The sequence below is a fragment of the Hallerella succinigenes genome (assembly GCF_002797675.1).
Taxonomy (GTDB): Bacteria; Fibrobacterota; Fibrobacteria; order Fibrobacterales; family Fibrobacteraceae; genus Hallerella; species Hallerella succinigenes.
The window spans coordinates 2,654,438-2,667,387 of record NZ_PGEX01000001.1; the positions used below are offsets into that span (position 1 = coordinate 2,654,438).

Genomic DNA, 12,950 nt, shown 5'->3' on the forward strand with positions numbered 1-12,950 from the left:
TTCGACAAGTCCTGAATGCGTGTGTAAAAACTAAAAATAGTAAAGATTATTATACTTGTTATGTGAAAATTGGCGTTCTCGGCAGCGTTTTACTTTGTTTGTGCTTCATTTCCTGCGGCGGGGAATGGATTGCAGGGGATTCTTCGAAGGTTTCCTGCAATCTTTCTGAAGTGCCGTTCCGTTCTGCACAAAAAATTTCCCTTTCGTCGGACGGGGAAACCCTTTACATTTTGGACCGTTACAACGACGTGTATGCGTATACGCGGAACGATGCGCGGACATGCGCCTTTGAACTCTCGCGGACTTCGGAAAATCCCGATGGCGAAATTCCGGTGAATATGGCGCAGGACATTGCGAAGGTCGGTTCCTGGCTGTATTATTACGACGGGATTTCTGTTTTGCGCTATGACGATGAAGATTGGATGTGCGATGTTTCGCTGAATGCGATGGCGCTGACCGCTTCGTATATTTATTACGCGCCTTCTGCGGGACTTGCGCAGTTGAAAATGAATTCGACGGGTTGCGTCAAGACTGGAATTTCTTATTCGGCTACGCGTGTGATGGCGCTTGATGTGATGTCGGATTGGATTGTGGCAGTGGAAACTTCGGGAGCGCTTACAGACTCGCCAGAGCGTGTCTCGATTTATGATGCGGATGGCGGCGTCAGGACGCGTGCGGCTTTGTCGGCGAGCGATACAAATAATTCTTTACATTTCTGTTCGGCGACCCGTGTGCGCTTTGGGGCAACCTTTTTTGCCCTGTTGGATGCGGAATGTGGTTATCTCGGCGTGTTCAATTTGTCGGGAGGGTTGCAATATCGAATGGATTTGACGGAAATCGGGGTGCGGAATGCGGTCGATATCGACATAATCCAGGATGATCTTTACATTTTGACGTCTAGTACAGTCAATCCTTTGATTTATTTAGATCTGGCTTCTTACGCTTTTGGCGAAGAATAATTATAAATTGAGAGAGTATGTACAAGTTCAGCTTTTTAGTGAATCCGATAAGTGGAGGTGGCCAAGGTAAGGTCATCCTCAACTTTGTACCGGAAATCATGCAGTCCATGGGATTTGAAGATTCCGAATGGACGGCTGAACTGACCAGTGGAAAGCGTTTGCGGGAGCAGATCCGTGAAACGGCGGAAAAGACGGAAACCCTGATCGCGGTAGGCGGTGACGGGACGATGTCGACGATGCTCTCGGTGATGCTCGAATCGGGCTTTGCACAAAAAGTGCGCATAGGTCTGATTCCGCTTGGAACGGGTAACGATCTTGCCCGCGTATTGAACCTTTACGAAACCTTCGTGAACAAGGGCCTTCTCTTTTTGGTGCGCAGGCTTGTGCAGGCAAGGCATCGCCCGTTCGACATTTGGAAGGTAAACGGTCAATATGTGCTCGCGAATTATTTTTCGAGCGGCATCGACGCACGAATCGCACATGATTTTAATGCGGACCGAGCCTCGGGTAAAATTTCGAGTCATTCGGTTGTCGCAAACAAGATGCACTATGTGGATCGCTTTTTTGCGGACCGCAAGCATTGCCTTGGAAAGGCGCATCTCAAAGTTTTGGATCAGAAAGGAAGGTGGATTGAAGAAGATGTTTCCGGCTACCGCACCGTGATAGTCGGAAACATTCCGAGCTTTGCTTCGGGCGCAAATCCCTTTGACGGTAGCGATATGGCGGACGGCCTTTTGGAAGTCGTTCCCGTGCCGAATATGATGTCTTTCTTTGGCGCGCTTGCGCTTGGAAGCGTTCCTTTGGTGGGGAAGATTTACAAACGTTCATTCCTCAAAACGATCCATGCAAAAGAAGTCGTTCTCCAGACTTCGGAAGAGGAATTCCACCAGCTGGACGGTGACGATTTAACGCGTCGTGCTGGCTCGGAAATCCATATTGAATACGGCTGTCGAGTTCAAATGCTCACGCTTGAACAGGGCCTTTCTTTTCCAGAGACGAATTGAAAATGAAACAGACTTGTGTTGAAGATTTGGCCGTATTTTTGAACGGCTCCGTGGAATATATCCAGTCTAAAGATAATTTTAAAATTACGGGATTTGCCCCGGTGCTGCATGCGGCAAAATATCAGGTTTCTTTCTTTACAGGCAAGGCTTTGATGGGTGAACTTCGTGATTCGCATGCGGGCCTCGTTTTGGTGCCGCAGGAGTTTGCTGGTTCCCCAACGGTCGGCGCGCTTTTACGCGTCAAAAATCCGTATGCGGCGATGGTGAAGATTATCGAAAAATTCCATCATCCGGAATTTTCGGAAGGCTTTGTGGCGAGCTCTGCAAAGGTGCACCCTTCTGCGGTCGTGGAAGGCTCGCTCGGCGAAGATGCGGTCGTTGGCCCGAACTGTGTGGTGATGCGTGGCGCAGAAATCGGCGACGGTTGTGTACTGCAGGCAAATGTGACCGTTTATTCGAATGTGAAAGTGGGCAAGGATTGCCAGTTTCAGGCGGGCTCCGTGGTGGGTTCGCGCGGTTTTGGCTTTTATTTTGATGATGCCGGTGTACGCAAGATGGTGCCTCATGTGAGCGGCGTGCGTATCGGAAATCGTTGTGAATTTGGGGCGAATAGCGTGGTGGCGGCGGGATTTTTGGCCCCGACGACCATCGGAGATGATTGCCATTTTGATTCTTTTGTACAGATAGGTCATAATTGCACGGTCGGAAATCGCGTCTATATGGCTTCGCAGTCTGGACTCGGCGGAACGACCGTGGTGGAAGACGATTGTGAATTTGCTGGCGGTGCGCAGATCGCTGGGCATTTGTCGATCGGCAAGGGCGCGGTCATTGCGGCGAAGGCCGGGGTGACAAAGAGCGTTCCTGCCGGCGCTGTGTATGCGGGATTCCCTTCGGAACCGATCGAAAAATGGCGGAAAGGCGTTGTCGCTCTTCGCCGGCTTGCCGATGGCAAGCGCTAAAAAGAGGAGTACTTGCGTACTCCTCCCCGGATTGAATTTGTTTTGTCGTTTTCGGATGTTCAGGTGAATGATCATCTCCCCAAACTCAACCCATGCGCAAATTACTTATTGTCGAAAAGGCTTTCAACGATAGGGACGGATAGAAAAGTTTTTGCGTATTCTAACGGAATACGCAAAGTCACACCTTGAAAAGTCCAGAATTTTCTATATTTAAGCACAAGTTGCCCTCATAGCTCAAATGGATAGAGCACGCCCCTCCTAAGGGTGAGATCTACGTTCGATTCGCAGTGGGGGTACTTTTTTTTAAGGGGCCTATGAAACGCCTAACCGTTTTATTCACCGCGATATTCTTTGTGATGCTGCTTTTGCCGGTATCGTGGGAATTGGCTCACTCTTTTCGGAGCGGGGAAGCTTTTCTGCCGCTCGATATCTTCCGGGATGTGGCTAGCCCATTTGTGCGGGAAGCGGTTTTAAAGCGGGAAGCAGACTCGCTGAACGTGGGAATGAAACAGATTTTTGCCCTTGCGAAATCGGAAGATTCGACTTTAGCGGAAAAGATTTCGGATTTAGACGGGGTCGCACAGAACTTGAAGCGTACCCTGATGGACGTCAACGCTTACCTGCCTATAGATTCGACGGATTCCGCGGTGGATCAAATTTCCAAATTTCAGAAAATGCTGGCGGGTTTGGAATCCGATGTTTCGTTGAACGATAGCCTTTTGAAAATGGTGGCGGATATTCAGAACACCTATGCGTCTTTTTCGCTTTCCCGAGTGGCGAAGGCTTGGTGGAATCACGGCATTTTGAGCGGAAAGTATTTGCGAGCCTATGAAGACCGCATGGAAAAGGAAAATTCCTTTGTCAAAATGATGCGCCCCTTTTACCAGACTTTTGCATGGAAGGTGCTTAAGGATCCGGGAGAAAAGGCGGTTTATGCGGACTCGAACTTTTTGTACTACCGCCAGGATGTAGACTTTTTGGTGAAGCCCGCACCGTGGACTCTCGACAGCTTAGACAATCCGATTGAAGCCGTTCTGGATTTTAAGGCGGAACTGGAAAAGCGTGGTGTGGAACTGCTTGTGGTCGTCGTCCCGGGCAAGCCTTCGATTTACCCGGAATTTTTGAACCCGACGATGTTCTCCTTGTACGAAAAAAAATTTTCACTTGGACGTCGTTTTGTCGATACGCTTCAGACGCTTGGCGTGCAAATGGTGAACCTTTACCCGGTTCTAAAAAAAGCGAAGGAAAAAGATCGCGAAGGCGATTTCCTTTACCTGTATACGGATACGCATTGGACGCCGCGTGGAGCGCGAATCGCAGCAGAAGCGGTCGCGAAAAAGGTGAAGAAAATGCCCGTGGCGAAAACGTTTCCGAAACTTTCGCTCACGGATTCGCTCGTGACCGCCGTGCGCACGGGAGATATTGCGACGATGGCGGATCTCGAAAACGCTTATCCGAATCAGACGGTGGAAGCGCATCAGGTGAAGAATGCAAAAACAGGCGCACCTCTCCGCAGCGATTTTCGTAACTCCAAGATTTTGATCTTGGGCGACAGCTATTCGCGCATCTATGAAACGGACGCGCCGATGTCTGCCGGTTGGATTTCTCAATTCGCAAATGAAATGCAGACCCCGGTGGCAAGTATTATTTCGGATGGTGGCGCAAGTACGCTTGTCCGTGAAAAGCTTGCCCGTCGTTCGGGTGTTCTCAAAAACAAAAAACTTTTGATTTGGGAATTTGTGGAGCGTGATCTGCGCTTTGGTGCAGGAGGCTGGAAAAAAGTGAGGTTTGACTGATGTCTGAAAATTCTTGGTGGAATCGTGCTTTAAAAGTTTTGCCGGGTGGCGTGGATTCTCCGGTGCGCGCCTTTGGCGGCGTAGGAGGTCAACCCGTTTTTGTGAAGCGTGCGGACGGTCCATACCTGTTTGCTGACGACGGAACACAGTATGTGGACTTTATCGGCTCCTGGGGCCCGATGATTTTGGGACATAATCCGCCTGAAGTCACCGAAGCTTTACACGAACAGCTGAGCCGTGGCCTGAGCTTTGGCATGGGCACGGACATTGAAGTCGAACTCGCGGAACTCATTCTTTCGAAAATTCCGGGCATGGAAAAGCTGCGTCTGGTGAATTCCGGAACGGAAGCGACGATGAGCGCGATCCGTGTGGCGCGTGGCGCGACCGGTCGAAACAAGATTATCAAGTTCCGCGGCTGCTACCACGGTCATGGAGATTCTTTTTTGATTCAAGCGGGCTCTGGCGCTTTGACGCACGGCGCTCCGAGTTCCTTGGGCGTGACTCCGGGCGTTGCTCAGGATACCCTGATCGCGGATTACAATCATTTGGAACAGGTCGAGGCTTTGTTTGCAGCCCATGCAAATGAAATTGCGGCGGTGATTGTAGAACCGGTCGCCGGCAACATGGGATGCGTACCTCCGAAGGCCGGCTTCCTCGAAGGCTTGCGTGACATTTGCACCAAGAACGGTTCTGTGCTGATCTTTGATGAAGTGATGACGGGATTCCGTGTTTCGGATGGCGGTGCCGCTAAGCGTTTTGGCGTTCACCCAGATATGATTACCCTCGGCAAAATCGTCGGCGGTGGAATGCCTCTTGCCGCTTATTCGGGCAAGGAATCTTTGATGCAGAACGTGAGCCCGCTCGGCAAGGTTTACCAGGCGGGAACGCTTTCAGGTAACCCGATGGCAGTGACCGCAGGCCTTGCACAGCTCAAACTTCTGTACAAATTAAATCCTTGGGAAGACTTGGAACAGAAAGGAGTGAAACTCGAAACGGGTCTTCGCAAGGCTGCAGAAGATGTCGGCACCACGGTGCAGATCAACCGCGTCGGTTCGATGTTCACCGTATTCTTCTCGAAGGCTCCGGTCATCGATACGGAAACGGCTCTTGCCGCAGACACAAAGCGCTTTGCGACATTCTTCCACGAAATGCTCAACTTGGGAATTTTCTTTCCGCCGTCCCAATTCGAAACGACCTTCATTGGTGCCCGTCATTCCGACGAAATTTTAGACAAGACTCTCGCCGCAGCGAAAATTGCATTTGAAAAGGTAAAGTGATGAATATTTCTGAAGCCGTCCAGTTCCTCGCAGAAGAAGCGAAAAAGTCCGCCACTGCATTTGACATTATCGGTGGACATTCCAAATCCGAAGGCGTTTCCGTTTTTCAGGGAAGGCTTCAGAATACTGAAATTTCGGAATCGGTCGGCGTCGGTATTCGCGCTTTCCAAGGTGTAAAACCGGGATACGCTTACACGGAACGTTTGACGGAAGATGCTCTTCGCCAGACCGTGAAAGACGCCTTGTTGCACACGCAGTTCACCAAGGATCTTCCGATTGAATTGCCGCATCCGGAAAATCATCCGTTGCGTAAAATCGAATACAATCCGGATTTGAAAAATGTTTCGCTCGCTCAGATGGCGGAACTTTCAATCGACATTGAAAAACGTTGCTTTGCCCTTTCGAAAGATGTGAAGAACGTGCCGTATCTCGGTTGCCAAAAGAATGAATCCCTGACGGTCTTTGCGAATTCGAACGGCGTTTACTTTGAACGTCGCGATAATGGCATTGGAGCGGGCGCCGGGGTTGTCGCAGAACGCGGCGATTCGAAAAAGCTCGGCGGCTTCGATCAAGACAAGATGAAGTTCGAAGAGCTTTCTGCAGAAACGATTGCAAAGAAATCTGTGGAACGCGCTCTCGAACTTTTGGAGCCGAAGAAGATAGAGACCGGTAAGATGCCGGTGATTCTTTCGGAACGCGTCGCGGGCCAGATCCTTAGCATGTACGCTTCTTCCTTTGTGGCGGAAATGGTGCAAAAGGGACAATCCCGTTTGCAGGGTAAGCTCGGTCAAAAGATTGCCGGGGCGAACCTCACGATTCTTTGCGATCCGACCCGTGAAGACCTTCCGGGAGTCAAGACTTACGACTCCGAAGGGACTTATGCGGACAAGGTGACCGTGGTGAAGAACGGCGTTCTTTCGGAATTCCTGTACAATTTGGAAACAGCCCATGTCGAAGGCCGAAAGAGCAACGGCTGCGCTTTGCGTTCTTACGAAGGCAAGGTCGGTTCGGGATTCTCGAACCTGGTCGTTTTGCCGGGTGAGCATACGACGGCAGAGCTTTTGAAGCTATTCCCGAAGAGCCTGCTCGTGGTGCGCCTGGAAGGCAATTCCGGTTGCAGTGCAATCAGCGGAGAAATGAGTATCGGTGTGCAGGGCATGTATGCGGAAAATGGTCAGATTCTGCATCCGGTGGAAGGCGCGACCTTGAGTGCCAATTTCATCGATTTACTCGGTACTTTGGTCGCGGTCGGTAAAGATTATCCGGAATCCTATACGAGTCGTCAAGTTCCGGCGCTGGCTTTCCCGGAGATTGCGGTTTCCAACTAAAGTTTTGTCATGTTTTTGTAAAGAACGAAACTTTTTCTCCCTTTGCTGCAACCGAATGTTTGCTTTCATCATCTAAAGGGGGAGTAAACGGTAGGTAAATATGAAGATTTATTCCGCGCTTGCAGCAATTTTCCTCGGCTGTTTTTGGATTGCAGCCTGTTCTTCGGAATTCTCGAGTTCCGCTTCTCAGAAGAAAGCTTCTTCTGCAAATGGTAAAACGCGCATGTTGCGCGTTTCCGGCTACATCGCCGTTCCCGATTCGACGTCTGGAACTTATACGGCCAACGGTGAACTTGTCGCCAAGGCGCAGGTCGATTTGAAAGCGGAAGCGTCTGGAAAGCTCGTGAAGCTGTATGCGAAGGACGGGCAGAAGGTTTCCAAGGGAACGCTCCTTGCAAAACTCGATGACGCAGAACTCCAGGCGAATTTGAAAAGCGCAAAAACCGCTTTGGATCTCGCCGAGAAAAAAGCGGCCCGCACCAAGACCCTTTATGGAAAGGACGGTGCGACGGCAGAAGAGCTTGAATCCGCAGAAAGTGCGGTGGAATCGGCAAAGGCTTCGAAGGAGCTGATCGAAGCTCAGCTTCAAAAGACCGAGGTGCGCGCTCCGTTTGCAGGAACGCTCGGCGTTGTGGAAGTTTCGGAAGGCGCCTGGATGACTTCCGGGGCGCAGATTGCGACGCTCACGAATACGAGCGAACTCAAGGTAGAATTTGAACTGCCGCAGCGTTTTTCCCGCTATGCAAATATGGGAGATAAAGTCGTTTTGATCGACACGGAACAGGGAATTAAAGCCGATGCCAAGATCTGCTTTTTGGATGCGACGATGTCGAATACGAGCCGTACCCGTAAGGCACGTGCGCTCTTGAAGAATGCGAATGGCAAATTTTTGCCGGGAACCTATGTACGTGTGAAGCTCGACTTTGGCCAGGGCGAACTCGTGGGAATTCCTGTGCCTTCCGAAGCGGTGACGCTCGATGCGAATGGCGCTTACGTTTTTGTGGTTAAAGATGGCAAGGCGAAAAAGGTGGATGTCCAGACCGGTTTAAGAACCCCGATTACGGTCGATGTGGTACAGGGCCTTTCTGCGGGCGATACTGTGGTGGCTTCGGGCCTTATGAATGTGCGTGACGGCATGGGCATCGAAATCAAGGAATTTTCGAACAACATGAGCTACGGGGTGAATGAATGAGTTTTTCTACGCTTTCCATTCGTCGCCCGGTTCTGGTGACTGTGCTCTCTTTGGGCATTATCCTTATCGGTGCTTTTGGCGCTTCGAATCTCGGCATTCGAGAATACCCGAACGTGGATTCTCCGATTATCACGGTCCGTACCACTTATACGGGCGCAAATGCTGCGGTTGTGGAAACGGAAGTCACCGAAATCATCGAAGCGTCGGTGAACAGCGCTTCGGGCATTAAGTCGCTGACGTCGACGAGTTCCGATGGACGCTCTTCGATTCGTGCAGAATTTGAAGTGGGGACGGACCTTGAAGCGGCGGCGAACGATATCCGTGACCGCGTTTCACGTGTGCAGCGAAAGCTCCCGGACGGTGCCGATGCGCCTGTCGTTTATAAATCCGATTCGGATTCCGATCCGATCTTGATTGCGAGCCTTCTTTCGGATACCCGTGATGCGATGGAACTTTCGGAACTTGCGACGAACGTGGTGAAGGAACGTTTGCAAACGATTCCCGGCGTTTCGGAAGTGAACCTTTGGGGGGCGAAAACGCCGGTGGTGCGCCTTTGGCTTGATCCACTGCGCATGAAGGCGATGGGCGTAACCGCTTCGGATGTTTCATCCGCGCTTTCGGTGGAAAACGAAGAACTTCCGGCGGGCAAAATTGAAGGCCAGACGATGGATCTTTCGATTCGCACGCTTGGTCGTTTGAACAGCCCTTCGGATTTTAATTCGATTCCGGTGAAGATCGCTGCGGACGGTTCCATTGTGAAACTTTCCGATGTGGCGCAGGTCCATTACGAGCCGATGGATACACGAACCGGTTTTAAGCGTAACGGCAAGAACGTGATTTCGGTGGCGGTGATTGCACAGCCCGGTTCGAACCATGTGGCGATTGCCGATGAATTTTACAAGCGTGTGGAAGCGCTTCGCCGTGATTTGCCATCGGATATTCAGATTTTGAGCGGGCTTGATACTTCGGTGAATATTCGTTCTTCGATTCAAGAAGTGATCGAGACTATTTTCATTTCCTTTTTGCTCGTGATTGCGGTGATTTTTCTCTTTTTGCGAGAAGCGCGGACGACGCTCATTCCAATGGTCGTGATTCCCGTTTCGATTGTGGGAAGCTTCTTTGTGCTTTATCTGTTTGACTTTTCGATCAATGTGCTGACTCTTCTTGCGATGGTGCTTGCGATTGGCCTTGTGGTAGATGATGCGATTGTGATCGTGGAAAACATTTACCAGAAGATTGAACGCAATATGTCGCCGAAGGCGGCTGCGGTAGCGGGCATTCGGGAAATCTTTTTTGCGGTGATTGCGACGTCCGTGGTGTTGATGGCGGTGTTCGTGCCGATGCTTGCCTTGGGCGGAACGACAGGGCTTCTCTTTCGCGAATTCGTGGCGGTGATGATCGGGACAGTCGTGATTTCGACTTTCTGCGCATTGACGCTCACGCCGATGCTTTGCTCGAAGATTTTGCGTGTGCAGAATAAGGGTGTTCTCTACAATGCGACCGAGCCTTTCTTTGAATGGCTGAACGAAATTTACAATAAGCTGTTGAACGCATTCCTCCGCGTCCGTGGACTGATCTTTGTGATTATCGGAGCGTTGATGGTGGCAGCCTACTTCTGCTTCACGAACCTTTCTACCGAAATGGCTCCGCAGGAAGACAGCAACATGTTCATGGTGAACATCTCTGCGCCGGAAGGAACGGGCCTTGGTCAGACGAAAAAAATGTCCGAAGCTTTTGTCGAAGAAATGACGAGCCTTATGGATTCGACGGAATACGAAGAAATTCAGGCGGGCGCAAGGTCGGGCGGAAGCTCCATGATCCGTGTGACGTTAAACCGCGACAAATCCAAGCGTCGCTCGCAAAGCGAAATCGCAAGACAGGTTCAGATTTTGGGCGCGAACTATCCGGATTTGCGCGTGATGGTCTTTGAACCGCAGAGCATTAGCACGAGCCGCGGTGGCTTACCGGTGCAGTTTGTATTGCAGGCGGGTGAAATCGAAGTGCTTCGCGAACTGCTTCCGAAGTTCACAGCCGAAGCGGAAAAAAGTCCAGTATTTAGCGTGGTCAATGCGGATCTCAAATTCACCAAGCCGGAACTTCACGTGGAAATCAATCGCGACAAGGCGCATGACCAGGGCGTTTCCGTCGATGACATTGCATCTACAATCGCTCTCACAATGGGCGACCAGACCTATGGCGAATTTTACAAGGAAGGCCGTCAGTATGATATCATCGGAGCTGTGCCATATCAGTACCGCGCATCTCCGATGCATTTGGATGAACTCAGCGTTCGCAACGGTTCCGGTGAAATGGTTTCGGTTTCGAACTTTATCACTTATAAAGAAAAGTCCGCATCGCCTTCGCTACCGCGGTATAACCGCTTCAGTGCGGCGACGATTTCGGCGGGTCTAATGCCCGGGAAAACGGTGGGTGACGGCGTGGAAGAAATGCGCCGCATTGCGAAAACTGTGATTCCGGATTCGCTGAATATCCAGACGGAACTCACCGGGACTTCGAAGGAATATGAAGAAAGTTCTTCAGGACTTTACGTTGTCTTTTTGTTCGCGCTTGCCTGCATATTTCTTGTGCTTGCGGGACAGTTTGAAAGTTACCGCGCTCCGTTCGTCACCTTTTTTACGGTGCCGCTTGCGATTGCGGGGGCTGTCATTTCGCTGTACTTCTTTGGACAGACCTTGAACATTTTTAGTGAAATCGCTTTGATTCTGTTGCTTGGCCTCGTGACGAAAAACGGAATCTTGATCGTTGAATTTGCAAACCAGATCGCCGAGCGTACGGGCTGCTCTCGTCTTGCTGCGGCCAAGAAAGCGGCTCGTTTGCGCTTCCGTCCGATTCTCATGACGAGCCTTTCGACGGTTCTCGGCGCACTTCCGCTGATCTTGACGGGAACGCCAAGCCGCATTGCGATGGGCGTAACGATTGTGTGCGGCTTAACTTTTGCGACGTTCCTGACGCTCTTTGTGGTGCCTGCAGCGTATACCTTCTTTGCGAGCATACCTGAACGCAGTGCCAAAGTGGACCCGGATGCGAATGCGGACCCGAATACGGGCGTAAAGCTTGCTTCGATGCTCTTGCCGATGATTTTTGCAGGAGTCCTTCTCCTTCCGCAAACGTCAAATGCGGCGGTGCTTTCTCCCGAAGAAGCGGTGCAAACGGCAATTGAAAAGAATGCTTCCGCATTGATCTATGAAGAGAATGTAAAAAGTGCAGAAGCGAATGTAAAAAGTTCGCGCAAGGGACTTTTGCCGACCGTAGACCTTTCGCTTTCGCGTTATTACAGCTACGGCGATGCGTATTCCAAAACACAGGCGGGTGTGACGTCGGATATCGATGGCGATTTAGGTCATAGCGATGCTTTCCAGATAGCGGTCAATTATACGGTCTTTGACGGCTTTAACGATATTGCTTCGTACAAGGCAAGCAAGGCGCAGGTGGAAAGTTCCAAGGCGGCGTTACGTGCCGCGCGGGAATCCTTGGCGGCAAATGTGCTTACCGCATACTTTAGCGCGGTGAATGCGAAGTCGGCACTTGTCCTTGCGGATTCGAACCTTTCTGTTTCGAGAGAGCGCTGCGAACTCGCCAAGAACAAGTATGAAGCGGGCTCGATGACGCGTCTTGATTTTCTTTCTGCGCAAATGGACTTTTCAAGCGACAGCTCCAAGTACCTTTCGCTCGAATCAAGCCTTTCTTCTGCCATCCGAACCTTGGATGAATTCTTGGGAGGTGGCGTCATTCACAGCGGAAACGATCTGCCGGATTCGATCGCCGTCGAACGGAAACCTTTTTGGACGTCGGAAGAAGGCCTCGCCCGTGCCAAGGAACGTGCCTTGGAAAACAATGCGGACCTTGCGGCCGCCAAGGCGCAGATGAACTATGCGCAGGTGAACCGCCAAGGTTCGAATTCGAATCTTTATCCGAAGCTCAATTTGCACGGTTCTTGGAATGCGACTGCCAGCGAATCGGATAAGTCAAATCCAGAAAAAGCGAACAGCCAGTATTTTAAGGTCGGTGCCGCTTTGACGTGGAACCTGTTCAACGGTCTTGCGGACAATGCGGCATCGGAATCGGCGAAAATCGCGGAACGGTCTGCGGAACTGCAGGTCGAAAATGTACGCCTGAACGTAGAAACGCTAGTGTCGAATGCAGTCGAAGCTCATCTCCGTTCTTTAGACGCTCTGCAGGTTGCTGAAGGTAATGCGGAACTCGCCGCGGAAATGTTGAAGCTTGGCGAAGAACGCTTAAAGACGGGAAGCATCACGAACTTTGAATTCCGTGAAACGCAGAGCCAGTGGAGATCTGCACGTGAAGCGCTCCTTTCGGCCCGAATCGCCACCCGGACGGCGGAAATCCAGGTAAAGCTTTTGACGGGCGATATTCTGAAGTAGAATCCAGCAGTCTCTGGCTGATAATTTCAAGT

At 51.0% G+C, this 12,950-nt stretch carries 8 protein-coding genes and 1 tRNA gene; all 9 read left to right on the forward strand.

What is annotated here, in order from left to right:
* The first annotated feature begins 62 nt into the window (after positions 1-62).
* The 9 genes from BGX16_RS12335 to BGX16_RS12375 all read left to right on the forward strand — a co-directional run bounded on the left by BGX16_RS12335 (position 63) and on the right by BGX16_RS12375 (position 12,918).
* Positions 63-959, forward strand: a complete 897-nt coding sequence (locus BGX16_RS12335; RefSeq protein WP_157798042.1) for a hypothetical protein — start codon at positions 63-65, stop codon at positions 957-959.
* Between the two features lie 17 nt (positions 960-976).
* On the forward strand, positions 977-1,963 hold the full coding sequence (locus BGX16_RS12340; protein WP_100426317.1) for a diacylglycerol/lipid kinase family protein: 987 nt from the start codon (positions 977-979) through the stop codon (positions 1,961-1,963).
* A gap of 2 nt (positions 1,964-1,965) precedes the next feature.
* Complete coding sequence (locus tag BGX16_RS12345) at positions 1,966-2,922, forward strand: UDP-3-O-(3-hydroxymyristoyl)glucosamine N-acyltransferase (RefSeq protein WP_100426318.1); 957 nt, start codon at positions 1,966-1,968, stop codon at positions 2,920-2,922.
* 223 nt (positions 2,923-3,145) lie between these two features.
* Positions 3,146-3,218, forward strand: a tRNA-Arg gene (locus BGX16_RS12350).
* 18 nt (positions 3,219-3,236) lie between these two features.
* Entirely contained in the window at positions 3,237-4,718 is a 1,482-nt protein-coding gene (locus tag BGX16_RS12355) for an alginate O-acetyltransferase AlgX-related protein (protein WP_100426319.1), read from the forward strand.
* Positions 4,718-5,995, forward strand: a complete 1,278-nt coding sequence (hemL, locus tag BGX16_RS12360) for a glutamate-1-semialdehyde 2,1-aminomutase (RefSeq protein WP_100426320.1) — start codon at positions 4,718-4,720, stop codon at positions 5,993-5,995. The genes BGX16_RS12355 and hemL overlap by 1 nt, the downstream gene beginning before the upstream one ends.
* Positions 5,995-7,323 (forward strand): TldD/PmbA family protein, encoded by a 1,329-nt coding sequence (locus BGX16_RS12365; RefSeq protein WP_100426321.1) that lies wholly within the window; start codon positions 5,995-5,997, stop codon positions 7,321-7,323. Before hemL ends, BGX16_RS12365 begins: the two co-directional genes overlap by 1 nt.
* A 100-nt stretch (positions 7,324-7,423) precedes the next feature.
* Positions 7,424-8,515 (forward strand): efflux RND transporter periplasmic adaptor subunit, encoded by a 1,092-nt coding sequence (locus BGX16_RS12370; RefSeq protein WP_100426322.1) that lies wholly within the window; start codon positions 7,424-7,426, stop codon positions 8,513-8,515.
* Positions 8,512-12,918, forward strand: coding sequence for an efflux RND transporter permease subunit (locus tag BGX16_RS12375; protein WP_100426323.1), 4,407 nt, complete (start codon positions 8,512-8,514; stop codon positions 12,916-12,918). Before BGX16_RS12370 ends, BGX16_RS12375 begins: the two co-directional genes overlap by 4 nt.
* Positions 12,919-12,950 lie beyond the last annotated feature (32 nt).

Excerpts from the sequence above, each read along its gene's own strand:
- BGX16_RS12355 (WP_100426319.1), top strand. The coding sequence starts at position 3,237 with ATGAAACGCCTAACCGTTTTATTCACCGCGATATTCTTTGTGATGCTG.
- BGX16_RS12370 (WP_100426322.1), top strand. The coding sequence starts at position 7,424 with ATGAAGATTTATTCCGCGCTTGCAGCAATTTTCCTCGGCTGTTTTTGG.
- hemL (WP_100426320.1), top strand. The coding sequence starts at position 4,718 with ATGTCTGAAAATTCTTGGTGGAATCGTGCTTTAAAAGTTTTGCCGGGT.
- BGX16_RS12340 (WP_100426317.1), top strand. The coding sequence starts at position 977 with ATGTACAAGTTCAGCTTTTTAGTGAATCCGATAAGTGGAGGTGGCCAA.
- BGX16_RS12345 (WP_100426318.1), top strand. The coding sequence starts at position 1,966 with ATGAAACAGACTTGTGTTGAAGATTTGGCCGTATTTTTGAACGGCTCC.
- BGX16_RS12375 (WP_100426323.1), top strand. The coding sequence starts at position 8,512 with ATGAGTTTTTCTACGCTTTCCATTCGTCGCCCGGTTCTGGTGACTGTG.
- BGX16_RS12365 (WP_100426321.1), top strand. The coding sequence starts at position 5,995 with ATGAATATTTCTGAAGCCGTCCAGTTCCTCGCAGAAGAAGCGAAAAAG.